Here is a 25,523-nt window from a genome sequence, read left to right as displayed (position 1 = left end):
TTTTGTTGGTAATGTTTGATATCAATTTATTGTCACTCAAAGTTTATAATGCCATTTTATTATGGTTCTCGAGGCTAAATATTCGAGAAACTATTCTTTCCACTCGTCAAGACAAAGTGCTTCTAATAGGGAATTTCCAAAAAACGAAACGGTGTAGGTTACTACTACATCAAACCAATGTCTAAAATTACTTCCCCGCTAATTCTATTTTAATAACAGAAACTGTAGCGTCTGGAGCCAATAAAGGGACAGAGACTAATACCTCACGCGATGTTCCAAGAGATTCCAAAGCTGTATCAGGGTCAGTCAATACGGTCGCTCTTTTAACTTTAATGTCTTTGTGTAGCTTTAATGTTCCGGTTTTAGGCCAATCAAAAACATGAGCATAAATAACACCATCCTTTTCTGTATAGCGTCCCCATTTTGGTTTTTCATAAGGACTAGCAGAAGCACCATATACGGCTTCTCCGTTCTTTGAAGTCCATTCGCCCATAGCTTTTAAACGTCTAATACTTTCTGCTGGGAATCTTCCGAAACCATCAGGTCCAATATTCAATAAAAAGTTACCGCCTTTTGAAACGATATCTACTAGTTTTTGGATAAGTTCTTCGCTGCTTTTCCACTTATTATCTGATGGTTTGTAGCCCCAAGAGCCATTCATGGTCATGCAGGCTTCCCAGTCAGAGTCAATCCCTGTATCCGGAATTTCTTGCTCTGGTGTACCAAAATCTCCTGCAAATTCGCCTTCCATATCCATACCTTCCATGCCGTTTCTACCTTTGTCTACTCTATTATTGACAATTGTATTAGGCTGAATCTCACGGATATACTTATAAAGGTCTTTGCCCATTTCTGTGGTATAATCTGAAATCCAATCGCCATCAAACCACACCACGCCAATGTCACCATAATTGGTCAATAGTTCTTTTACCTGAGGCTTCATGTAGTTTTTATAGTATTCAGGAAATTCTGGATTTACTACGGAAGGGTCGTCATGCTGTGCAATGTTGTAATTTGGGTATAGATTGCCTTGTGCTTGTGGATGGTGCCAGTCTACAATAGAATAGTAAAAGCAAAATATGATACCTTGTTTTTTACAAGCTTCTGATAACTCTTTTATAATGTCTCGCTTAAAAGGAGAGGTATCCATGATGTCATAATCTGAAACTTTAGAATCCCATAATCCAAAGCCTTCATGATGTTTTGAAGTGATGACAATGTATTTCATCCCGGCGTCTTTCGCCATACTTACCCATGAGTCTGCATCAAACATTACGGGATTAAACATCTCAGGAAATTTTTCATAATCCTCTACAGTGTAGTCAAGTTTGTCCATGGCCCATTCGGCACCACCACCGGCAATATTTGTTCCTCTTTCTCCTCCTATAATTGAATAGGCTCCCCAGTGAATAAACATGCCGAACTTGGAATCTCGCCACCATTCCATACGCTCATCGTCATTCAATTTTTTAGTGTTGGCATTGCTTTGTGCATACGCAACATTGGTACCAAAGACCACCAATAGTAGTAGTGCTATTTTTTGTAAGTATTTCATATTCATTTATTTAGTGTTAATAGTTATATTCTTTTCTGACTGATTACGCATTATTTTTAAGTCCAACGTGTTGCCTTTGTTTTCTAGGTTAATCTGGAAAAAGTCTTTGACCGTTTTGACTTCTTTGCCCGCTGCTTCTAGGATAACATCACCTCTTTTTAGACCATCATTTTGTACTGCAGGGCTTCCACTCCATACCTTTAGAAGTATGACACCTTCAGGCTTACTTAAGCCATAGGCAGATTGTTCTTGCTCCGATTCCACACTTTTGATGTCGTTTCGTAGCCATGCCACTACAGGAGTCGTTTCCTTAGTAATTTCAGAAGCGTTTGACAATTCAATACCTTCTGGCGTTTTGGCAATGGCTTTTAATTCAGGTTTTTGTACGCCAAATTGGTGCATAGGGAAGTTCTCAAAACCTATTTCCATGGCAGGGGAGTTGCTAGCCACCGTGAAATCTAAGTTTCTTGGGTCTTTATACAATGGGTCGCCATAGATGCTGTGTTCATCCCTGTCATAAAGTTGAGATTTCATAAGCGTTAATTCATTTGGGAATAGGTTATAGTCTAACTCTTTTCCCCAGCCAGATAGTCTAACGTCTTGATAAGCATCACTTACTATATTATGCTTGAAAACGTCTTCGCTTTTTTCAAACCAAACATGAGGGTGCAGCGAGTTGTTGACTATGATGTTATTTTCTACGACTCTGTTAAATCCTTCACGGAGTTTTAAGCCATTGTGCAATAGCAGGTTGCTGTAAATGTGATAGTTGGAAGAACCGTCGTCCAAATCAATATCCCAGCCATGGTCACACCTGAAGCGGTTATTTCTAATAATGGTAGTTTTTATGGCATCCCATTTATACATATTAGGGTTTGCTGTGGTAATGCTATCCATCACATTTCGATTAGGATGCCAAAAGCGGTCTCTTCCCCAAGAATTAAACGAACCGTGGTCGCTGGTTTCAAGAACAGTGTTGAAAACATCATTAAACTCTAAAATATGACCACCCCAAGTGCCGTCGCCAATATTTATACCTGCTCTTGGGACATCATAAATGCTGTTATTTTTAACAGTGATGTCCATGGCCATAGAAATTTGAACGCCCGCAGTTTGTTTCTCTATTCTACCAATTCTGTAAATGAGGTTATCTTCAACAAGGCAGTTTCTTGGATAAAGTTCGTTTTGCGGACCAGAAACAGTGTCCATCTCTTCAATGGGTACAAACTCCTTATAAGTAAAAGACGGCGACCGAACAGTAGAGGGGTCACCAATAAACGATATGGCACTGGCTCCACATTCATGAATATGGTTACCCTTAATTACCAAGGCATCATTGTATTTACTGGCCATGATAACATTACCACCAAGGTTAGTGAATTCGTTATCCAGAATTTCGCAGTTTTCAGTTCCTTCAAGAAAGAGTACGCTTCCTCTGTAAATGGTCCAGTCGCTTCGTAATAGAGGTTCAAAATCCTCCAAGAAAGTTCGTCTAGTATTATCAAAACTAATACCACTGATGCTTACATTTTTCACTGGATTGTCAAGTGTACCAACTATTTTAATAAGGTCTTTTAGCTGTGAGACTTCTATTTGGGCAGTTTTAAGGTCTAGTTCTTTTTCAGGCCAGAAGTACAGTTTACTCGCTGCTATGTCTAAGTACCATTCGCCAGGACTATCAAGCTCCTCAAATACATTTTCCACCATCCTAAATTCAGGGTGTGGTTTGGAGTATCTGTTGTTTTGCTGTCCCCCTTCTAGAATCGCAGTGCCATCTTTATTTACGCCCGTAATTTTAAAATGAAAACCACCCCATTTTCCATTACGTAAAGCACTAAAGAAAGCTCCTTCTGGGTTCTTCCAAGTGGCCAAACGTTCTTTAGAAATGGCATCTTCCGCAAATCCCAGCCAGCATGCAGCACTTTCGTCATAGTTTGGATAACGAGCCAAAATTTGTGCTTTGTCATTAATTACGAATTGGTCAAAATCTAAAGATTCAGGCACAGCTGTTACATATATATCGTCTGTGTGTTTTTGCCAATCAGCATTTAACACTTTAGAGCCCTTTATTTTCACTTCCGAGGCATCAGTTCCTTTGATGCTTAGTCCGCTTAAGTTTGGCGGAATGATAATAGGACTGTTTAAATAATAATCGCCCTTTGAAATATTAATATTGATTTCAGCTTCTGGCTTTCTCGCTTTTATTTCACTGGCTCGCTTAACGGCATCATCTAAACTCCCAAAAGGCTTTTCTTCGGAGCCATCGTTTGTGATTTCACCATTAGATGCTACAAAAAGGCTTACTGTATCCTTTTTGAGAGCACAAGAGCTGATAAAGCTTATGGTTAAAATAAATAAAACTACTTTTTTCATATTTGATTAGATGCTTGCTTTTCCTTTTAAAATGCCAATTGATTGTAAAAAAATATCTGCTTCACGTGTGGTTTCTATGTAGCATCTGTCGTTTTCTTGTTTGCCTTTGTTGAAAAAACCATGAGGTTGGTCTTTGTAAATAAATACATCACACCTGCTACCTACAGCTTCCATTTTAGCTTTAAATTCATAAGCCGTTGCTACCGGAATTAATTTGTCTTTGTCGCCCAAAAAGAAGATAGTAGGAGGAGCACCTTTGGTGATGTTATGCATGGGTGAAATCTCTAAATAGCGTTCGCCCATTCTTTTATGTTCAAAGCCAGTAGGGCCGTTATCAATGACGGCATTGTATAAAATGGAGGCTACAGCTTTAGAACTTACAGATAAATCATCGGTAGGTTCGTTTACGCCAGGAAGCATGCTAACGGCTGCCGCCAAATGTCCTCCAGCAGAACCGCCAGCGGCTATCATTTTCTTTCTATTGATTCCGAAGGTTTTGGCATTGCTTCTTAAAAATCGCATGGCAGATTTAGCATCTTTCACAGACTCGTAAGGCGTGGTTTTATGCCTAGATTTTACGCGGTAATCTACCAGTGCAGAAAGAACTCCTCTTGTGGCAAAGTACTTGGCTTGGTCTTCAAACTGAAGGATAGTTCCCCCGTTCCATCCGCCGCCAAAAAAGAATACGATGGTAGGGTATTTCTTGTTTTTCTTATAGTTCTCAGGATAAATCAACCTAAGCTTTAACGTATCTCCATCTACTATTTTATAGGTGATGTCACTCGCTGATGTACCTTGCCCAAAGAGCTTGCCTATGAAGAGCAGAACTACTAAAGTTAGTGTGATTTTCTTTTTCATATTAATATGTTATTTCCATCTTTTTAAAAGCTTTTTCAATCTTAAATACTACCTGCGAGTCATCATTTCTATTGGTGGTGCCTTTTCTCGTGGTTATTAGCTTATCGGCATCATCGTAAAATTTGATGTATGCATCTTTCCCTTTCGCTAAAGGCATGTTTATGGTAATTGGATTGTCGGTTGACAGGGAAAAGCCTCCTTCCATGCTTTCAAGTGTTAATGTAAAAGGCTCACCAGAAGAGACAATATCCCAACCCATGTTTTCATACTTTTCCATGCCAGATAAGAACAAGAAACCTAGTTTATTATCATGGTTGGATTGACGAGTGATTGAAAACAGACCTCTTTGGAAAAAGGCTTTTTCGGCAGCTACGGAGTTTTCAGAAGCATTTAAAACTAATCTGTCAACCGTCTTTTTATCATTAAGTAAGACTTCAATTATTTGAGTATTAGGATATTTTTCTAGAGGAGAATAAGTAACATTTTCGATTGAGTTCTCACCATTTTCAAAATATGGATTAAAGACTACCGCAAACGGATTTGACCAAGCGGCTTCTTCTCTTTTTAGGATAAAGGTTGGTATAGGTTCGTCAACTATTTCTGCAGGAGCAGTGCCAGGACTTAGGGCATTTGACTTTGGAGAAAGTACATTATAAATCGTTTGGTTAGGACTGCCTTTGACCCACAGTTTCATGAGATTGTCTGGACTGTCTTTGCTTTTTAAGCGAAAGAGAGCTTGAATGTCTTCCGAGGAAATTACCTTTTTCTTTTCTGTGAAATAGTCGTATCCTTTTAAATCGCCCTTTTTAGAACTCAAATCATCTGTGGATTCAAGGTTTAAAGGCTGACTTTTATCCCCATATATTTCCAGCGATTGCCCTAGATTATGATAGATGTACTCATGCTTTTGTGTACCCTCGTTTTGTTTCTTTGAACGAAATACATCGACTATATAAGGTTTGGTAGCATTTGATTTGACAATGGCGGTAAATCGTTGTTGGTCAGCAACCGTTTCTGGTTCAAAGAACGAAACCTTTGAAAATGTCAATTTATCAAAAGAAGGTGTTTCTCCAACCTGCGGATAGAAATTGTCTAAAGTATAAGGATTATATGTCCGCATGGCGGCATAGTCAGATTTTCCGTCTACCACCACTGTATTATGAGCAGGAAACCTTGAATAAAAGTTTCTATGGTCTTCATGCCAATAGCTTGGTCCTTTTCCAAAGTCTGGTCCTAAAGCGTAATTATTGGCAAATAACTCTAAAGAAATGCCGTTTGCATGGGCGTGATTACCAAAAGAACCAACCGTAGAAATCATAACGGCATCATCTCCAGAACCCATTCTTTGGTTAAACATACTGACATTTGGAGCATAAAAAGTAGGAGAGTTTAAGCTCGGAAGTTCTTTTGAAGAAGCAGCATTAATCTTGTCTACGTAAAAGAATAATTGAAAGTAGTCTCTGGCTTTCCGTGTATATAAGTCGTCCGAAATCATTTTGTCTAGCAAGCTTGATATCAAAACTTCCTTCTCGGTATTGTTGTATTTTTGATAGTTTGCGATTAGCAACTCGAAATTCTCAGGAGGCAGTATTTTATGGTTAGAGTCACCAAAACCTAAAGTATAACCTGACGGGAATAGATATTGAAAAGAAGCTAAAGCAGCCTTTTCTATGATAGGATAATTCAGAAATTCGTTTTGGTTTGTGGCATTATCTAAAAGTGTCAAAATTCGTAATAAAGTGGTGATGACATGCACGGAGTAGGAAGGTGATTCTGGCCATATGCCCGTTTCAAAATCATATACCAACAGCGACTCTTCTATAGAAAGTTGTCTGTCTGTGGAGGTTTTGAAAGTGTGGTCTAGGAAGTACTCTCTTCCCTTATCGTTTTGGTAGGTTTTATCATCTTCTAGCACTAAACCGATATAAGTTAAAAAGCGAGCCTGGAAAAGATTCCAGTTGTTGTCGGGTATTCCTTTTTCTATAATCTGGTCTCCCCATTTTTGAAAAACCGCAATAGGGTTAGCCAAATTGGTGTTCTTTTTAATCAAATAATCATGCATGAAATCGTAAGCCGTTACCAAAGAAACCACAATACCTTCATGAATTACCTCAAATGTAGCCAGACCCGAAATGTTAGCTTGATTAGAGTTTGCTAAATCTATGGGGGCATCTCTGTAATGCATGCCGTCCATATAAGTTAAGAAAATGGGAGCCGCCAATTCAGCATACTTTTCATCATTAGTTAACCAGTACAAGAAGGCCGCATCTTCAGCAATGCCCATTATCTGTTCATTGATTTTTTCAATGGCAAAACCAGCTTTTGATGGATGAATCCATTCAAACTTATTAGTTTTTTTATGTGCCAGATAAAGGCCTCTAGGGTCATCTAAATAAGGAATGACATCTTCTAGCTTTGGCTTTTTATAATCTGTAGCCCAGTCTCTAGTGCCTGAATATCGTACTGTAGGCACAGGTGCAGTACCTTCAGAATGAGAGAAGTTACCTTCTTTTAAATAGACCTTGTTGTGTTTGGTTTTCCAGTTCATTTGTAAGCGAGAAACCAACCATTGAGGGTCTTTTTGCACTAAACTTAGGTATTTGTTTAGGTTCTTCTTTTTCTTTTCAACCAATTCATTTTTCCATTCAACCTGCTCCAGCGTTTTAAGGAAATCTGCTTTAGAGGCATTGTTGGTATAAATTCTTGGGTGCTCGGTGCTTTGTAAAAATGCTACCGAAACATTAAAGAGAACAGTTAAAATGATTATTAAATACCTTTTTGTCATGTCGTATTTTTCTTGGGTCTATATGTGTTTCAGTCTATCTGAATTGCAAAACCGTTATTGCTAAGCACTTTCAATTCTAATGTTGAATCACTGGTGATTTTTACTTCTTCTATTTTTACATGTGTTCTAGTTTTTACAGTTTTATCATCGGTGTAGACGGTTGCTGTGTATTGCTTGTTCTCGTCTAGAAATGAGAAGTCTAGCGTCACGTTTCGCTCTTCTGTACCATTAATACCGCCAATAAACCATTGCTTGCCCTTTCTTCGTGCGATAACTCCAAGCCTTCCTATTTCTCCTATGAGTACTTTAGTCTCATCCCAAGTGGTAGGCACTCCATCAAAAAAGGCTAATTCAGGTTCTGAACCAATATGTTTGGTGTCTCCCCATAAACCATCAAGTTTTTCAGGAGAACTGGCAGGTTTGTCGTACCAGTATAAAAATTGCAGAGGGCTAAAAAGGCACACCGTTTTTGCTAATTGAGATGCTCTCGAGCCCATTTTGTCTACTCGTCCATTGTAGTAACAAACGGTGTTATCAGCTGCTCCAGCCAGCATTCGAGTAAACATGGTGATTAAGGTGTGTTCATTGCTCACACTCGTTTCATCGCCAGCTATCCCTTCTTGGGTTAATAAATTAGGGTAAGTTCGTGAAAAACCTGTAGGTCTGTATTCGTCGTGCACATCTACAATCATTTCATAGGCGGCTGCTTTTTTTATGGCTTCATGTAGCCAATTGGTGGCATCTTGGTCACCCACTCTTACAAAACCGAATTTTATTCCAGATACGCCCCATTTTTTAAAAAGAGGTAATACTTCGTCTAATTGTTTTTCAAGGGCTCTACGGTTTACATAGAGAATCACTTTTACGCATTTATCGTCGGCATATTTACAAATAGATTCAATTTCAAACGGGCCTTTTGAGCGTTTAGGGTCTGGCGTGATGGTGGTGGCGTCTGAATTATTTGACATTTCATTTCCATACCAACCAGCATCAAACAAAACGTATTGCATGTTATGCTCGGCTACAAAGTTTATGGCAGAATAAGCTCCATCCGTGGTCAAAGTAGTTTCTCTCAATACTTTCCCAGGCTTTATCCATGATTCATTTTTAATTTCTGATGGGTCGTTAAGGTTTTGGATGATATAGTTATTTTCTAATAACTCACTTTCCGTTTTTCCTATCATAACGACACGCCACGGCGACTGAAAAGGTAATTTTTTATAAACCTTAGGTCCGCTAAATGAACCTTCAGAAATAATGGCTCCTGTTATAGTGTCTTGCTTTGGAGTACCCATTTCGCCATCAAGTGTAGATAGTATGCTGTATGCAGAGCTGCTTCCTTTACTATAACTTAAGCGAGCGTAATCCACTAGTTTGGCTTCTGCCAATGCTATTTTTGAGCCTTCACCCATGTCTATTAAAAGTGGGCGTTCGCAACCTAATTTTAGCTGGCTCAAAGGTATTTTCTTAATCTCGCCTTGTGCTGTAAGCACACCTTTCTCACGTTTTGGAGTAGACCAAAGCTTATAATCTTCTTTGAAATTGTAGGATATGTTTTCTTCAAGTCCTACTTCTAAAGCACCACTTTGCTCGGGTATCTCATAAGAGAAAGCGATACCTTCATTATAAGCTCGACAAATAAGGCTAACATAAGCATCACCTTTTTTTAGATAAATCTTTATCTGATTATAGTTGTCGGGTATGGTACTTAATTCGGAAAAGTCAGAATTCCATTCTTGACGAATTTTAGTCTTTTCTGTTTTTAGAATAGATAGCTTTCCTGAGAAATTCAATTCTTCAGAAATGAGTTTTAAGCTAGAAGGAAGAATTAGTTCTTGATTATTATGTAGGACTGAAAAGCGGATTTCACTTTCATCTTTAGAGTTTTCTAGTAGGAAAGTATTGCTTCCATCAGGAGATTTTAGCTCAATTTCCTTAGGTTTTTGAATCCCTGAGAACATAAAGAGCATTGAGGCTATTCCAATAAGGTAAGTTTTAACTGTATTTTGCATTATTTTATTCCTAATGTAATTTCTTGATATTCAGTGGATGGTACTTTAAATATCAATGAGGATTTTCCATCTTTTACAACTCTTTTCCCATAAAGAACTTTTAAACCAATATTTAACTCCGGTTTACCTTCTGACAGGGTATCTGGAAAGGTTAATAAAATAGCATCATCGCAGCTAAGCATCATTTTTTTTCCAGTTACCAGAGCCGCAGAGCCTGACTTCTTCCCGAGGATTTCTATAGAATATCCGTCTTTTGAGATTGATTTTCCAGCACCTAGAAATAGGGTGGAGGTTTCATTTTCAGTGCTAACTACTGTGTAAGTTCCTTCAAAGGAGATTCCTCCGAATTCATAAGCGTTATGATGGTCAGAAGAGAAAATGTAATCAGTTCTGTTTGCTAAACTCTCTATTTTTAAACCGACAAATGAGCTTTCATTATCACCTGACTTAAAGCTTTCAATACTTTTTATACTAGCTGGTTCAGTTTCAGAAGATGGCTCGTAAACAGTTACAAAAGGCTTTGTCCATGCTTCGCCATATTGTCTTACCACTGTGGTCAAAAGCGAATCTTTTACTATTTCGTCAGGAATTACCTTATGCCTGAATGCCTCTGATGGCGGTGTTGATACTTTGAATACTTCACGGTTCTCATTTCCTTGAACCCAAATATTCATATTGACTTCTTCTTGTCCTTTTAGCTTTAAGCTATATCTAGCTTTGAAAGGCTTTTCAATTTTAGCAGAGTGCTCATCTTTGAGGTAATCATAAGCTTTAATGTTTCCTGCTTTTGAGGTCAATTTTGAACTAGGTTCTAAAACTATGTTCTGATTACCAATGGTGGTGAATGCTAACTTTTGACCTAGGTTATGGTAAAAGTAATCATGGTACTTATCAGCTCCATCTTTCTGTTTCGACCTAAAAATATCAACGTAGTAACCTGTGGTTTCACCAGTTCTTATGATGCTCATGACGCGGTTTTGGTCGGCATTGGTACTCGGCTCATTGAAATAGAGGTCTGAGAAGTTAATATTTGGATAAAAACCGGTCTTTCTTTCTGAGGCGGGGTAAAGTGAATTTACTTCAAAAGCATAGTAACTCCGCATCTTATTATACTGCGATTTTCCATTGACAGACACTGTATTATGGGCAGGGAATTGAGAATAGTATTCTCTATAATCTGCCTGCAAATAGCTAGAACCTCTACCACCTTCTGGTCCTAAAATGAATCCTTTGCCATAGAGTTCCATGGCTATTCCATTAGAATGGGCGTGATTTCCTAAGGAGCCAAATTGCGATACCATTAGTCCATGTTTTCTGTCAAACCCATTTCGCATGGCTACCCAACTTACATTAGGGGCGTAAAATGTACTGGTGATATAGTCGTCAGGATTTGCTGGTAAAATACTGTGGTCTAGCTCTACTTTAGTATTATATAAAAACTCATTAAAGGCGTTTTTACGAAAGCCATGTTTTTCACCCTTTCCTTCCAACATATAAATCAGGGAAGTAAACTCTTCTTCTTGCTCACGGTTTTTGAACTGCTGAGCATTACTGACTAAATCTAAAAATACTTCTGTTTCAAGAGGTCCGTAATGTGAGTCACCAAAGGCCACGATTGATTTATTAGGATACAAATATTGGGGCATGATGGCTACTGCTTTTGGCAAAATGGGCATATCAGGCAAAATATTAATATTAAGTGCCTCTTGAATAGTCTTAACCAAGTGCGAATAGCCCTTTGCTACACTAAGAGCATAGCCTGCACTTTCATTCCATACACCATTTTCTTGGTCATAACCAGAGGCTAAAACATCTTTAACAGACCACTGCCTGGCTTCAGATTCATTAAAGACTCGATTCAGGTAATATTGACAACCCTTGCCATCGGCATAAGCATTGTCATCATCAAGAACCAAAGCTATTTGAATGACATAATTAGCCTGATGGAGATTCCAGTTGTTATCAGGGACACCATTCTTTATGATAATTTCGGCCAACTTTTTTAGCGAAGCCGTATAAACAGGAACTTGTTCTTTCTTATTTTTTTTAAGGTAATCGTAAAGGAAATCATAAGTTTCAGCCAATTCATCCACAATGTTTTCTTTAATCACCTGAAATGATGTGAGGCCTATTACATGTTGCACCTGTTTTTTTAGATCAATGGGTTCATTTCTATAATACAAACCTTGCATATAGACATCAAAAAGATGAGCAGCTAACTTGGCATAATCCTCATCTCCTTCGATATAATAAACCAAAGAGGCATTTCTAGCGACTCTTAAAATCCGTTCATTGGTGTTTTCAATGATACGGCCTGTTTTAGTGACATCTATCCAAGCCCATTCACCAGTTTCTTTATGCTGAAGATATAGACCTCGCTCATCCTCAAGGTATGGCTTCATTTCTTCAAACGATGGCATTTTATAATCTGTAACATAGTCACGCTGTCCTGTAAACCTCACGGTAGGTACCGGAGCAGTTCCCTCAGAATGTGAATAGAAAACACCATCCACATAGACCTCCGTGGCATGAGTTTTCCAATGCATTTGTAAGCGAGAAGATAACCATTCTGGGTCTGACTTAAATTGAACTACGTACTTTGATATTTTGCTTTTTATGGCTTCATAATCCTCTCTAACCTCTTGTGAGCTTTCTAGTTTTTTACGAATAGTTTCCTTGCTTACTTTTGGCGAAATAAGCCTAGGGTGATTCCTCTCAATGGTTTGAGGGAAAACAAATTGAGCGAGAGCCGCTTGTTTTAAAAACAAACTGATAAGCACAAATAATAGTAACCTCATCTTTTAACGTGTCCAAACATGACTGCCAGCCAGTAAGTCTTTATATTCCGCTTCAAATTCCTTCTTTACTTTCTTAAAAATCTTTGGTTCCACCGCAGATAAGTCTTCCGACTCTGCAAAGTCTTTTGTCAAATCAAACAGGACAAAATCAGTTAACTTGGCACCTTTTACAAAGTCAATATTGCCGTCGTACAAATTATGGATATGGGGCAGTTCTTCATTTTCTGCCACTAAACGAGCCATTATTTTGTAGTCGCCAGTTCTCATGGCTACTCTATGCTCGTTTATGGCATCATAAAAGGCCCAAATTAGTGGACTGCTTCTTTCAAACTTTCCTTTGTCTAAAAGAGACTTAAAAGACTCACCGTCTAATTCGTTCTCTGGTAGTTTTGCACCAGTCAATTCACAAAAAGTAGGTAAAAAGTCTAAAGAAGAAACCACAGCATCTGAAGTGCCGGTATAAGTCTCTTTGCCAATCCATTTCATTACGGCGGGTACTCTAATCCCAGCTTCGCTTGTCCATAATTTTCTGCCTTTAAGTCCAGCAGTAATTCCGTAGTTCTTTTTTGCTCCTGGATACCTGTGCAGCGTTTCAGGCCCATTGTCAGAGCTGAATACTATTAAGGTATTATCGATATTTTTTTCTTCTAAATAGGCTAGTAAGCGACCCACCGCAATATCTACATTTTCAACATTGGCGAAGTATTCTGCTTCTTCTCTAATGTCAGTATATTTAAGGTATTTCTGAACCAAGTTTTCTGGTGACATGATGGGCTCATGTGGCTCATGAAAAGCCACTTCTAGGAAAAAAGGGTTGTCATTTTCTTTCTTTTCTAACCAATCAATAGCCTCTGAAACAATTATTTGGCTACTGAAACCAATAATTTCACCCACTTTCTCTCCATTCCTTACAAAGTTTTTAGGGTTTTGATGACTTGGGCCTGCGTTATTATGCGTAGCCATCCAGTGGTCAAAACCAAAATGGTCAGGTTTTGGCTGTTCATCAGAATTAAACTTAGAACTGCCATGCCATTTACCTACTAAACAAGTGGAATAACCAACGGTTTTAAGCAAAGCTGGAATGGTTTGCTCATGAGCTTGAAGGTGTACCAAATCACGAATGTCTTCGCTTTTCTTTGGAGACGGAATAAAATCATAAATCCCAGCACGGTTTGGGCTTCGTCCGGTCAAAAGTCCAACACGAGAAGGCGAACAAACTGGTGCTGCCGAATAAAAATTAGTAAGCTTAATTCCTGTAGCACCTAACTTATCTAGATTTGGTGTTTCTATAAACGGATGCCCAAAAGAGGACAAATCACCATAGCCCAAATCATCGCATAGCAGCACTATGATGTTTGGTTTATCATTTACTTGTTTTTCGCTTGATTTAGTTTCTGAAGAACTAAAAGAGAAGCTTACTAGAATACCTATTACTAGGAAATATTTTATAACGCTTACTTTCATTTTTTTTTGATTTCTGATTGGGTTCTTTACACTAAGGCTGGCTCTCACTTTTAGAGAGGCAGCCAAGTGAAATGTATTATTTCTTTAAAACTATAGACTCAAGCTCTTCTAATGTTTTTCCTTTGGTCTCTGGCATCATAAAGGCCACAAAAAGTAGCTGCAAGACCATTGTACCTGCAAAAACCAAGAAAACCACACCTGCACCTATGCTTGGGTGATTAAACAAAAATGGAATAGAAGAAGGTATGATAGCTGCCAATATCCAGTGCGTAGAGCTTCCGAAAGCTTGCCCTGAAGCTCTCAGGTGGTTTGGGAAAATTTCTGAAATAAATACCCAAATTACAGCTCCTTGGCCTACCGCATGAGCAGCAATGAACAGAAACAAGAATACGGGAACTGCCATACCTGTCCAGCCCAAAAAGAAGGCTGCAGAAACTAGACTTAAGGAAATGATGTATCCTGCTGAGCCAATGTACATGAGCGTTTTTCTACCTAATTTGTCAATTAAGAAAACGCCTAAAAGTGTAAAGATTAAATTGGTTATTCCAATTCCAACACTGCTTAAAAGTGCCGTGCTCTCACCTAAACCGGCTTCTTCGAAAATTCTTGGGGCATAATAAAGAAATGCATTTATTCCAGATAGTTGATTGAAAAAAGCGATGAGAAAGGCCAGCGTTAAAGGGAATCTGTATTTCTTCAGGAAAATGTTTTCTGTATGGTCGCTTTTATCTGAATGTGTATTTAACTCTTTTATCAGTTTGTCAACATCAGCTGTAGGCTCAATTAATTGTAAAACCTCTCTAGCTTCAGTTTCTCTTCCTTGTGATAATAGCCATCTTGGGCTTTTTGGCACTTTCAGTGTAAATAGTACATATAATATAGCTGGAATGGCTTCTACGCCTAGCATCCATCTCCATGCATTTTCGCCAATGTTGCTCAGTAGGTAGTTTGATAAAAAGGCAATCATGATTCCGAATACGATATTGAACTGGTACATGGCCACCAAACGACCTCTATCTTTGGCCGGAGCTATTTCGGAAATGTAGGCTGGAGCAGCAATGGTAGAAGCACCTACTCCTAGGCCACCTATAAAACGTGCAAAAGCAAAAACGTATGGGTCATTTGAAAATGCAGAGGCAATAGCAGAAACGGCAAACAAAACACCAATGACAATCAATGTGCTTTTTCTACCATATTTATTCGTAGGAATTCCACCGAAAATGGCTCCTACCACAGTGCCCCAAAGAGCCATTCCCATCACTACTAAACCATGGAAAGCATCTGATGATTGCCACAAGCTTTGTAGTTTTTTATCCGCTCCAGAAATAACGACTACATCAAAGCCAAATAGGAAACCTGCAAGGGCAGCGGTGATAGACCACAATAATATTTTTTTATTCATTTTAAATGATAAGCTAAGGGTTAATAATTTATTTCAGGACTGACTCCAATATACGGCTACTATATGGCCTCCACTTTATCATAAAAGTTACTTTTTTCGCTAAAGTTTTGAGGAGATACCTTGATGACAACCTTTAAAATATGTTAAGCTTTTTTGAAATAATTATATTCTACAATTATAAATACAATTGATACGGGCTTGTATAAACCATGAACCAAAGGATATAAAATATAGGTCTTTTGCAAGGCTGAGCTTATAGAAGCCCCTTTTTGGTCGATTAAATTGATAGAAAGAAAGCGGTCAATCGCGATGGATGCTGAACGAAAAGCTAAATTGGATGCAGAATGAGCATTGAATTATGATTATCGCATCATAATTTAAAATGGCTTTTGACAATAGTTGCTATTCTTGTAATGAAAATCAACCCGATGAAAAAATGAAAATAAAGGCTACACTCTTATTCCTTTTATTAAGCTTAAAAATAACTGCGTTTTCAAAAAACATAGTACCTGTTTTGATGAATTTGCAGTCACCCAATGGTCAAATTTCTGTAAATATTTACAATGAGAATGACGCTTTTCAATACGCTATAAATGTGGAAAGAGAAGAATTGATGTCAAAGTCTAGCATGTCAATTTTTCCAGATTCTAAGGTTAAGATTGTTGAGACTAATTTAAATAGTTTTAAAGAAAAATGGAGTCCTGTTTGGGGGCAGTTTAGTGAGATTGAAAACCGTTATAATGAGCTTGAAGTTTCACTTTTATATGAGCGAACGCCGGTTAAACTTTATATCAGGGCCTATGATGGCGGTGTAGCCTTTAGGTATAAGGCTGAAGATATTCCACAGGAGTTAAGTCCTCAGTTTTTAATGGAATATGGATTATCGGAAACTAGTAATCTTTACACCCCTGCAGGAGAGAGCAAGCCTAAGGGGCCATTTGGCTTGGACTACCTTTCTGATGCTGCAAACAAGCAGAAGCTATTAACCCCTCTAATGGTGGAAGCTAAAGACAAGCACTTTGTCGCACTGCTAGAGTCTGATTTAGCCAGTGCTGCAGGTTTTAATGTGATTGATTTTAAGTTTGAGAATAAGCTAGTAGGGAGGAATCAGTTTGAAAAGAGCGGTGAAGGTTTAGTGACTCCTTGGCGACTTATTTTGATTGAGGAAAATATAGGTGATTTAGTAACAAATACCATCCCACTAAATGTGGCTGCACCAAATGAAATAGAAGATCCTTCTTGGATAAATCCTGGTAAAACGCTGTGGGATTGGCGGGTACATAGTTATCAGGCAGCAGATGGCTTCACATATGGAATTGATAACGAGAGTTATTATCGTTTTATAGATTTTGCGGCTGAAAACGACATTGAGTACTTCTTAATAGATGACTCTTGGTACACCGATGTAAAAAAAGGTCATATAGAAATGTCTGACAAATTGGACTTGCAAAAGGTATCGGATTATGCAAAAGAGAAAGGAGTGGACTTGATTTTATACTACGATAGGCACAAAGGAATTTATGGGGATGAGGAGCTTTTTCCGTATTACAGGTCTTTGGGCATGAGCGGCGTTAAGTATGGTTTTATGGGAAGAAATGTGTCGTTTTCTCGAGATGCTATCCGCTTAAGTGCTGAAAGCAAACTCTTGATTGACTTTCATGATAATCCAGTACCTTTTACGGGCATGAGCAGAACCTATCCTAATGCCATCTCAAGGGAGTATTGTCATGCTCAGCAAGATTCAAGAAGGGCTTTCACGCCCGAAGCTTTTATTAGAATGGCTTTGATAAATGCTTTGCAAGGGCCCTTAGATATGAATAATGGCATTTTTGATATTACAGGAGTTAATTCAGGTAAAAGGCAAAAAGGGCCGAAGAAGTTAAACTCTTTAAAAACTACAGTCACAGCTGAGGTAGCTAGAACACTTATTATTTTTAGTGGTTTAGTTTGTATTCCAGATGCTCCTGAGGCCTATGCCGCTAAGTTAGATTTGTTTGAATTTATCAAGAAAATGCCTGTAGGGAAATGGGACGAAACCATAGTGTTACACGCCAAAATGGATGATTATATTTCTACAGCCAGAAGACACGGCGACGAATGGTTTATAGGCTCTGTACATAGTAAAGGAGGGAATTTAGATATCAATTTAGACTTTCTGAAAGATGGCAAAGAATACGAAGTGACCTATTATGAAGATACTGAAGAAACTGACAGCAAAACGAATCCTGAGGTTTATCAAATTAAGAAAGGACTAGTGAAGAAAGGAGATATAATAAAGGCCAAAATGGTAGCTGGAGGAGGACACTGTTTATGGATTAGACCAAATAATTGATAATGAAACAAAAACTATCCCTAGCAATCATGGCTTTCGCCACTTTATTGGTAGCATCATGTGCGTCTGATAATGAATCTGAAGAATCTAAATCACTTAATAACCCAAACCAAAATATGACTACTTATGCGGATGATGTAGCTTTTCTTGAAAACTATATCGATATAATTCAATTATCTGACGAGTCAGGAAAATCTAAAGTAGCCCTTTCTGCGGCACTTCAGGGTAGAGTGATGAGCAGTAGTGCATTTGGTGATGAAGGAAGAAGTTACGGCTGGATTAACAGAGAACTCTTTGAGTCAAAAGAAACCTTAGAGCACATGAATACTTTTGGTGGAGAAGAACGTTTTTGGCTAGGGCCAGAAGGGGGGCAATATTCTATCTTTTTTGAAAAAGGTGCTGAATTTACTTTGGATGACTGGTACACACCCAGTCTTATTGATTTAGATGCTTATGAAGTTAAAAGTCAATCTGGCAGTAAAGCTGTTTTTACCAAGAATGCATTATTAAAAAACTATTCAGGCTTTCAGTTTGATTTGGGCATAGAGCGTGAAATTGCGGTACTTTCCAAAAGTGAAGTTCAGCAGAAATTAGGTTTGAGTACTATTGATGATGCCATTAAAATTGTGGCATATCAAACGACCAATACGCTTACCAACACTGGTGGTTCTGACTGGAAAAAAGAAACTGGTTTACTCTCTATTTGGCTCTTAGGCATGTATAATCATTCAGCCAATACCACCATAATGATTCCTTATGTTTCAGGAGATGAAGCCGATTGGGGTATTCCTGTAAATGATACTTATTTCGGTAAAGTACCAGCGGAGCGATTGATTGTCAAAGACAACATAATTTATTTTAGTGGAGATGGTCAATATCGTAGTAAAATAGGGGTTTCGCCTAGGAGAGCTAAGGATATAGCTGGTTCTTACGATGCTGAAAACGGGGTATTAACCATCATTAAATACAACAAACCTGAAGGTGTTACGGACTATGTAAACTCTATGTGGGAGATTCAGGAGGAGCCTTTTGCTGGTGACGTAATCAATGCCTATAACGACGGAGAGCCTAGCCCAGGAGAGAAACCTTTAGGCCCTTTTTACGAACTCGAAACATCTTCACCGGCTTTGGCTTTAAAATCGGGTGAGAGTGGAACACACAAACAATTAACATGTCATTTGGAAGGCGATATAGAATCCCTTGAGCCTATTTTGAAACAAGTTTTTGGGGTTTCCGTGGAAGACGTAAAAACGGCGTTTAACAAATAACTCATGGCAAAACTAAATAGAGCTAATTCGGGCTTGACACTGCTAGTTTTCTTACTATTGTTTTCTTTGGGCTGTAAGTTAAATAAACAAGTAGATAAGAAAGTTGCGAAGCAGAAACCTGCCGTTCAAAGTCTAAGCTTTGCCTATCAAACCATAACAGGAATTGGCCTAGATAGTCTGTATAATCGTAGAGACAACAGCGATATCATAAAAGTTGGCAATACTTATTACGTTTGGTACACTAGAATGGATAGCCCTGTGACTTCAGGTTATTGGGGTACTATTTGGTATGCCACTTCTACGGATGAAGGCTTCACTTGGAAGGAACAAGGAATGGCTTTGGATTTAGGCGAAAAAGGAGCTTTTGACAGCCATTCCGTTTTTACGCCAAACATACTGGTGAAAAATGGCAAGTATTATCTCTACTACACTGGTGTAAAACCTACCGAGGGAAATGTCAATAATGAGTTTGAAGGAAATTCTACAAATGACTTTACTGCCATAGGCTTGGCTGTTGCTGATGGTCCCAATGGACCATTTGTTCGTGTGAAGGATAATCCAGTTTTGAGTATTTCGGAGAGAGCTGAAGACTTTGACAGCTATAGAGTTGATGATGCCAGTTTGCTTCATAAAGAGGGTAAGGTTTGGTTTTATTACAAAGGGCGGTCTATGAGTCATGGAAAGGAGGGGCCAAAGTTGACTCAGATGGGAGTGGCTACCGCGGATAAACCAGAAGGCCCATTTGTGAAAAACTCAGAACCGATTTTAGATAAAAGCCATGAAGTTTTGATTTGGGCAGAAGATGGTGGAGTATCTTCACTAGCATCATTTAGTCAAAGCATTTATTCAGCTGCTGAAGGGCTTAATTTTAGCCCACTTTACCAGAATTTAGAGAACATTCCGAAGGCACCGGGTTTATACAGGCCAAGTTTAACGAATAGCTCTAAAAGCGATGCTGAAAACTGGGGAGTAGCTATGGTTCAAAAAAACAGACAGACCTATTTAGTGAGGTTTGAAATGAAAATAGATTAATGAAAAATATCAAATTGAGCCTTGGTGCTTTAATACTCTTATTTGTACCGTTTTCTTTCGTTGGACTTGACAGTAAGTTAGATGAAGCTAAGCCGAATATTGTCCTCATAGTGGTGGACGATTTGGGCTATTCTGATGTGGGTTTTATGAAGCAAAAGGACGGAATTGAAACTCCTAATATTGATAAGCTGGTAAAAAACGGAATGCTGTTTACTGATGCTTATGCTGCCGCACCCGTTTGTTCGCCTACACGGGCTAGCATTTTGACTGGTAAGTCACCAGCTGCTTTAAAATTAACGTGCCACATTCCGGGCATGGGGATGAAAAAATATTTGACCAAACTGAATAAAGGGAACAAGTTAAAAGAGGCTTACTTTAAAGGCCATTTGGCACATGAGGAATTGACCATTGGCGAAGCTCTGAAAAAGCAAGGTTATACTACGGGTTATATTGGTAAATGGCATTTAGGGGGTGAGGGCTCTATTTATACCGACGACGGTATTGTCAATCCTAATTACTTGCCTACGGCCCATGGTTTTGATGTAAACATAGGTGGCTGTGCCTATGGACAGCCCTCAAGTTACTTTTCCCCTTATAAAAATGGGACTATTAAAGACGGTCCAGAGGGTGAATATTTGACAGATAGGCTTGGCGATGAAGCGGTGAACTTTATTGAAGACCATAAAAACAAAACCTTCTTTCTGAATTTTGCGACATACACGGTTCATACGCCATTAGCGGCTCCAAAAGAAACATTAGAGAAATTTGGTGGCAATAAGTATTTCGCGATGATAGAAAAGCTTGACCAGAACGTGGGCAAGGTAATGGATAAATTAACAGAGCTAAGTTTACTTGAAAACACGGTTGTTATTTTTTATTCTGACAATGGAGGTCTTTGGGGAAACACACCGCTGAAAGGAAAGAAAGGAACGCTGCATGAAGGCGGCATTCGTGTGCCTATGATTGTGAATTGGTCTGGAAAAGTAGAGGAGGCCAGTATTTGTGAAAATCCTGTTACCAGCGTAGACCTTTTTCCTACACTATTGGAGTTGGGTGGAGGTTCAGTTGCGGATTATGCTCAGTTAGAAGGAAAAAGCCTTTTGCCATTATTTCAGGGTCAAAAAACGCTTCCTGAAAGGTCACTATATTGGCATTTTCCACATCATAGAAAGGAGGGCTTATCTATGGGAACAGCTATAAGAAAAGGCGACTGGAAATACATTTATGAATTTGAAACAGAAAAGGAGTTTGTTTATAACCTGAGGGAAGACCTGGGAGAGCACACTAATTTGATTGAAAAATATCCTGAGATAGCACAAGAATTAGCGGCTGATTTAAAGCAATGGCAAATTCAGGTGGATGCCGAGATGCCTGAATTGAATCAGTGATGTTATATAGAATTTAGGAGTCAGCCTTTACCTCAGAACCTGCTTGTTCAATGTATTGACTAGGGGTTACGTCAAATAATTCACGGAAGGTTTTACTGAAATATGCAGTAGAATTAAAGCCCGCCATATAGGTGATTTCCTTTATGGAATACTCGTTTTTTAGTAGTAAGTCAGATGCGTATCTGAGGCGGATAGTTCTGATAAAATGGCTAGGGTTATTTCCTGTTAAAGCGTTAATTTTTCTGTAAAACTGCGACCTTCCTAGGTTCATGTCTTTAAGTAAGTCTTCCTGCTTAAAGTCAAGGTCACTAATGTTTTTCATTACTATTCTGGTGGCCTTATCTAAAAATGCCTCGTCTATGTTGTTGGTAGTGACTTCTCTTGATGGGAAAAGTCCACCAATCTCAGAGAATCGCTGGCGTAGTCTGTTTTTCGCAGCTAAAAGGTTGCTTATTCTCGACTTAAGTACATCAATAGAAAAAGGTTTAGATAAATAACCATCTGCTCCGTTTTCATACCCTTCTATTCGGTCTTCTTCTAATGTTCGAGCTGTTAATAATATGATAGGAATGTGAGAAGTTTCTAAATCCGTTTTCATCAATCTACACATCTCAAAACCGTCCATTTTGGGCATCATCACATCTGAGATAACCACATCTGGGTGGTATTTTTCAATCATTTTAAGCCCCTCTTCTCCGTTTACAGCCTCCCTAACTTGGTAGAAATCTTTGAGGTCATTTGTAAGGTGTACCCTGAGTTCTTTGTTATCTTCTACTATGAGCAGTATTGGCAGTTTCTCACGACCAATTAGCTTAGCTTTCTTTTCTTCATTGTTTACAGAGGTGGTGTCGTTAGATATCAACATATCATATTCCACGGCTCTCATGGAGTTTATGAGGTACTCGTTTTTGACATTTTCTACATTCTTGGGTTTGGACTTAATGTCATAAGGTAGTTTAACAGTGAACTTTGTGCCTTTTGTACGTTTAGTATCTATTGATATTTCTCCACCATGAAGTTCTACTAGTCCTTTGGTAAAATTGAGGCCAATACCCGTTCCAGATTTAGTTTTGTCAATGCTGTAAAAACGTGAAAAGATGTTTTTCTGTTGGTCTGCGTCTAAGCCTATGCCTGTGTCTTCCACGGTTATAAGAATGTACTCTGTCATTTCCTTTGGCTTAAATGAAAGGAGTTTGGAGCTGCTGTTTGGTAACTTTTGTTTTTCTACCGATACTGATATTATTCCCTCACTATTCGTGAATTTTATGGCATTGGAAATTAAGTTGGTTATGATTTTTTCAACTTTATCAAAGTCAAACAGACAGTTTATGCTCTCAGCTTTACTTTTAAATGTATAATGGATGTCCTTTTTAAGGGCCAAGTCTTTAAACAATGAAAATATCTCCTTGCTAAAGTGCACTATATCACCTTTTTCTAATTGCATAGGATACATGCCAACATCCATTTTTCGGTAATCCAATAGTTGGTTTACTAAATGCATTAAACGTCTGGCACTTCGCTGTATAGAGGTGGCCGATGTTTTTATCACTTGAGGGTCATTTCCAAAATTGGCTAATATCTTATTTACTGGGTTCAGAATTAGTGTTAATGGCGTTCTAAACTCATGAGACACATTCATGAAAAACTCAAGTTGCTTTTGGTCGAGTTCATGCTGTTGGTCTTCTCGGATTTTAAGAGTATAGAAGTGCACAATAGCCCATAATATAAGTGAACCTATAATGAAGTAAATCAGGTACGCCCACCAAGTTCTCCAAAGAGGGGGAGTGATTTCAATGTTTAGATATCTAGTTTCGGCCGAATCCCAGTCACCAGTTAGCGAAGCTTTTACTTCAAAAATATACGTACCAAACTCTAAGTTTGAGAGGTTGACCACTCTGTTAGAACCTAAGTTAATAAATTCATTATCAAGTCCTTTCATTCTGTATGCGTACTTGACTTGTTCAGAATTGTCAAAATGAAGAGCCACTATCTCAAAAGAGATATAATTTTCATTATACTTCAGACTCAGGTCTTTGGTTTTTGAAATCCCTTTATTTAAAAGTACACGTCCGTTTATAGTATCTCCTGCAAAAACTATCTTATTATTTAGCTTAAACTTGGTTATTAACGGGTGAAGAGAGTCTGTAACCGAGCTTTTAATATCTTTTGGATGAAAGATGTTAAAACCATTAATGCCACCAACTATTATACGTCCGTTTTTCGTTTTTTCAATGGATTTGCTTTGAAACTCAGGGCCTTGTATCCCATCATGTACATTATAGTTTTTGAAGCTATCTGTTTCAGGGTCCAGTTGAGATAGGCCGCCTTTTGTGGTAATCCATATTTTGTTGTTGTCATCTTCTTTAATTCCTATTACCAGATTATTGGGCAAACCGTTATTTGAGGAGTATGATTTATCAAGTTTCAAATTTGGATTTAGCTTATAAACCCCATAGTCAGACCCTATCCAAATATTTCCTAAATGGTCTTCTGTCACATAGTTAATTCCAGCTCCTTCCAAATTGTCTTCTTTAATAAGATTAAATGAAATATCTTTTGGAATGTAGTCGTTTAGTTGTTCTAGTTCTACATAATTTAAACCGAGAGAAGTACCTATAAAAAGGCGGTTTTTAGAATCAATAAAAGAACAGATCACGGAGTTGCTTACCAGGCTGTTCTCTTTAGTGTTTGTGTTTTTATAATTGGAAAAATGATTGGTTTTAGGGTCATACAGGCTTATTCCTTCCGTTCTTAACCCAAACCATATCCTTTTTAGTTTATCTTCAGTTCCCGTCCATACGGAGCTTTGACCAATAGAGTTTGGATTACTTTCTTTATGGAGGAAAGTCTGGAAACTATTATTTTCCGGGTTAAACTTGTTTAGCCCTCCGTCTAATGTACATACCCAAATACTTCCATCACTGCTTTCAAAAGTGTATAGAATCCTGTCGGAACTTAAGCCGCTTTGTCTGCTACTGTAATGTTTAAAAGACTTTGTTTTCTCGTCAAAAAGGTTGAGTCCACCGTTATAGGCACTAATCCAAATTCTACCTTTAGAATCTTCTAAAACAGACTGCACGATTTTCTCATTTAAACCATTTGGGTTATTTGCTTGAAAATAGTAATGGCCGAAAGAATAATTAGTGGGGTCTAGCTTACTCACTCCTTTGTCATAACTACCTATCCAGTATATACCTTTTTTATCTTCAAATATTTTTGCGGGTTTGTTGTTCGGTAGTGAAAAAGGGTCTGAGATATTACTTTCGATATGCCTTTCTAGCTTTATTTTTCCCTTTGCTTTCGAAAATAAATATAGTCCAAAGGCATCGGAGGACACCCAGTAAAGCCCGTTTCTATCCTGGTAAAAATCATGAATAGGAATGGTCTTATTTACTAGAGAAACATGTTGAAATTTGTTTTCTTTTCTTTTCCATAAAATAAGGTTTGATAAGTCATTGCCTATCCAAAAATCTCCATCAGCATCTAAAAATACTTTTTTTGGCTTATGGTTTAGCTCGTAGGGTTTTTCGTTTTGTATTGGTATTCTATCAAAGTTGTTTTTTGTTGGGTTATATCTATTTAAGTTTTGACCGTTGGTTCCAATCCAGATTTTGTTGTCTCGGTCTTTTAGAATAACGTTCGCTATGTTGTCATCTAAAGAGTTTAAGTCAGTTTGGTCTTTTAAATAGTAAGAGTATTCATAGTTTTTTGCATTGACACTATGATCTCCTAGGGCTATCTTAATAAGACCATTATTGGTAGCTACCCATAGTTTTTTAGTGGTATCATCAAATAGTAAGTCATTTATGATTTTTTGAGAGCTGTTTGCCAATGAAATTTGGCGATAAAGATTTATTCTAGTGAAAGCATTGGTTTGTTTGTTATATAGATTTAATCCGTTGTTAGTTCCTATCCATATATTGCCTTGGCTATCTTCTACTATCGCGTTGATTCTATTATTGCTTAAAGAATTGGAATTGTTTAATTCAGACCTGAAAATCTCAAATTCATGGCCATTGTATTTGTTCAATCCGTCTATAGTCCCAAACCATAAAAAACCTTCCTGGTCCTGAAAAATCTCGAAACAAGTACTGCTTGAAAGACCATTATAAGTGTCTAAATTTTCAAATTTTAAATTATTGAATTGGCCAATACAAGTACTGGCAAATAAATAAAAGACAATAAAAATGTTCTTCTTAAAAATCATTCTAATCTTACTTCAGTAATCTTAAACTATTCGGTTTTAACATATTTTC

Annotated in this window: 12 protein-coding genes and 1 pseudogene; 4 read left to right on the top strand and 9 right to left on the bottom strand. The window is 38.0% G+C overall.

Translation table 11 applies throughout. From position 1 onward, the window contains the following. Positions 1-187: 187 nt before the first annotated feature. From AADJ06_RS00870 to AADJ06_RS00835, 8 genes and pseudogenes are all read right to left on the bottom strand, one after another. Entirely contained in the window at positions 188-1,555 is a 1,368-nt protein-coding gene (locus AADJ06_RS00870; protein WP_341224497.1) for an alpha-L-fucosidase, read from the bottom strand. A gap of 6 nt (positions 1,556-1,561) precedes the next feature. After that, positions 1,562-3,928, bottom strand: a complete 2,367-nt coding sequence (locus tag AADJ06_RS00865) for a PDZ domain-containing protein (protein WP_341224496.1) — start codon at positions 3,926-3,928, stop codon at positions 1,562-1,564. A gap of 6 nt (positions 3,929-3,934) precedes the next feature. After that, complete coding sequence (locus tag AADJ06_RS00860; RefSeq protein ID WP_341224495.1) at positions 3,935-4,786, bottom strand: alpha/beta hydrolase; 852 nt, start codon at positions 4,784-4,786, stop codon at positions 3,935-3,937. A 1-nt stretch (position 4,787) separates the two neighbouring features. Beyond that, entirely contained in the window at positions 4,788-7,571 is a 2,784-nt protein-coding gene (locus AADJ06_RS00855; RefSeq protein ID WP_341224494.1) for a heparinase II/III family protein, read from the bottom strand. 29 nt (positions 7,572-7,600) lie between these two features. Next, the gene (locus tag AADJ06_RS00850; RefSeq protein ID WP_341224493.1) at positions 7,601-9,583 is read right to left on the bottom strand and encodes a glycoside hydrolase family 97 N-terminal domain-containing protein; all 1,983 of its coding nucleotides are present in this window, start codon (positions 9,581-9,583) and stop codon (positions 7,601-7,603) included. Further along, positions 9,583-12,381, bottom strand: a complete 2,799-nt coding sequence (locus AADJ06_RS00845) for a heparinase II/III family protein (RefSeq protein ID WP_341224492.1) — start codon at positions 12,379-12,381, stop codon at positions 9,583-9,585. The genes AADJ06_RS00850 and AADJ06_RS00845 overlap by 1 nt, the downstream gene beginning before the upstream one ends. Before the next feature lie 3 nt (positions 12,382-12,384). Then, entirely contained in the window at positions 12,385-13,845 is a 1,461-nt protein-coding gene (locus AADJ06_RS00840; RefSeq protein ID WP_341224491.1) for a sulfatase-like hydrolase/transferase, read from the bottom strand. Positions 13,846-13,921: 76 nt separating this feature from the next. Next, positions 13,922-15,259, bottom strand: a pseudogene (locus AADJ06_RS00835) (sugar porter family MFS transporter); the annotation flags it as partial. A 424-nt stretch (positions 15,260-15,683) separates the two neighbouring features. On the opposite strand from AADJ06_RS00835, the gene AADJ06_RS00830 reads away from it, so the two are divergent. The 4 genes from AADJ06_RS00830 to AADJ06_RS00815 are packed head-to-tail and all read left to right on the top strand — an operon-like array spanning position 15,684 to position 21,267. Continuing rightward, positions 15,684-17,579, top strand: coding sequence for a glycoside hydrolase family 97 catalytic domain-containing protein (locus tag AADJ06_RS00830; protein ID WP_341224490.1), 1,896 nt, complete (start codon positions 15,684-15,686; stop codon positions 17,577-17,579). A gap of 2 nt (positions 17,580-17,581) precedes the next feature. Beyond that, the gene (locus AADJ06_RS00825; protein ID WP_341224489.1) at positions 17,582-18,847 is read left to right on the top strand and encodes a DUF6786 family protein; all 1,266 of its coding nucleotides are present in this window, start codon (positions 17,582-17,584) and stop codon (positions 18,845-18,847) included. 3 nt (positions 18,848-18,850) lie between these two features. After that, positions 18,851-19,879, top strand: a complete 1,029-nt coding sequence (locus AADJ06_RS00820; RefSeq protein ID WP_341224488.1) for a family 43 glycosylhydrolase — start codon at positions 18,851-18,853, stop codon at positions 19,877-19,879. Next, on the top strand, positions 19,879-21,267 hold the full coding sequence (locus tag AADJ06_RS00815; protein ID WP_341224487.1) for a sulfatase: 1,389 nt from the start codon (positions 19,879-19,881) through the stop codon (positions 21,265-21,267). Before AADJ06_RS00820 ends, AADJ06_RS00815 begins: the two co-directional genes overlap by 1 nt. A 13-nt stretch (positions 21,268-21,280) precedes the next feature. Here the strand turns inward: AADJ06_RS00815 and AADJ06_RS00810 are convergent, their stop codons facing one another. Next, on the bottom strand, positions 21,281-25,474 hold the full coding sequence (locus tag AADJ06_RS00810; protein ID WP_341224486.1) for a two-component regulator propeller domain-containing protein: 4,194 nt from the start codon (positions 25,472-25,474) through the stop codon (positions 21,281-21,283). Between the last annotated feature and the right edge of the window lie 49 nt (positions 25,475-25,523).

It is taken from the genome of uncultured Arcticibacterium sp., from assembly GCF_964021845.1.
Taxonomy (GTDB): Bacteria; Bacteroidota; Bacteroidia; order Cytophagales; family Spirosomataceae; genus Arcticibacterium.
The sequence above is the reverse complement of the archived record's forward strand: the minus strand, read 5'-3'. Positions and strand labels throughout refer to the sequence as shown.

Bases quoted from the DNA above. Each gene is read 5' to 3' on its own strand.
- AADJ06_RS00850 (WP_341224493.1), bottom strand. From the start codon at position 9,583: ATGCAAAATACAGTTAAAACTTACCTTATTGGAATAGCCTCAATGCTC.
- AADJ06_RS00865 (WP_341224496.1), bottom strand. From the start codon at position 3,928: ATGAAAAAAGTAGTTTTATTTATTTTAACCATAAGCTTTATCAGCTCT.
- AADJ06_RS00845 (WP_341224492.1), bottom strand. From the start codon at position 12,381: ATGAGGTTACTATTATTTGTGCTTATCAGTTTGTTTTTAAAACAAGCG.
- AADJ06_RS00855 (WP_341224494.1), bottom strand. From the start codon at position 7,571: ATGACAAAAAGGTATTTAATAATCATTTTAACTGTTCTCTTTAATGTT.
- AADJ06_RS00810 (WP_341224486.1), bottom strand. From the start codon at position 25,474: ATGATTTTTAAGAAGAACATTTTTATTGTCTTTTATTTATTTGCCAGT.
- AADJ06_RS00815 (WP_341224487.1), top strand. From the start codon at position 19,879: ATGAAAAATATCAAATTGAGCCTTGGTGCTTTAATACTCTTATTTGTA.
- AADJ06_RS00825 (WP_341224489.1), top strand. From the start codon at position 17,582: ATGAAACAAAAACTATCCCTAGCAATCATGGCTTTCGCCACTTTATTG.
- AADJ06_RS00820 (WP_341224488.1), top strand. From the start codon at position 18,851: ATGGCAAAACTAAATAGAGCTAATTCGGGCTTGACACTGCTAGTTTTC.
- AADJ06_RS00840 (WP_341224491.1), bottom strand. From the start codon at position 13,845: ATGAAAGTAAGCGTTATAAAATATTTCCTAGTAATAGGTATTCTAGTA.
- AADJ06_RS00830 (WP_341224490.1), top strand. From the start codon at position 15,684: ATGAAAATAAAGGCTACACTCTTATTCCTTTTATTAAGCTTAAAAATA.
- AADJ06_RS00870 (WP_341224497.1), bottom strand. From the start codon at position 1,555: ATGAAATACTTACAAAAAATAGCACTACTACTATTGGTGGTCTTTGGT.
- AADJ06_RS00860 (WP_341224495.1), bottom strand. From the start codon at position 4,786: ATGAAAAAGAAAATCACACTAACTTTAGTAGTTCTGCTCTTCATAGGC.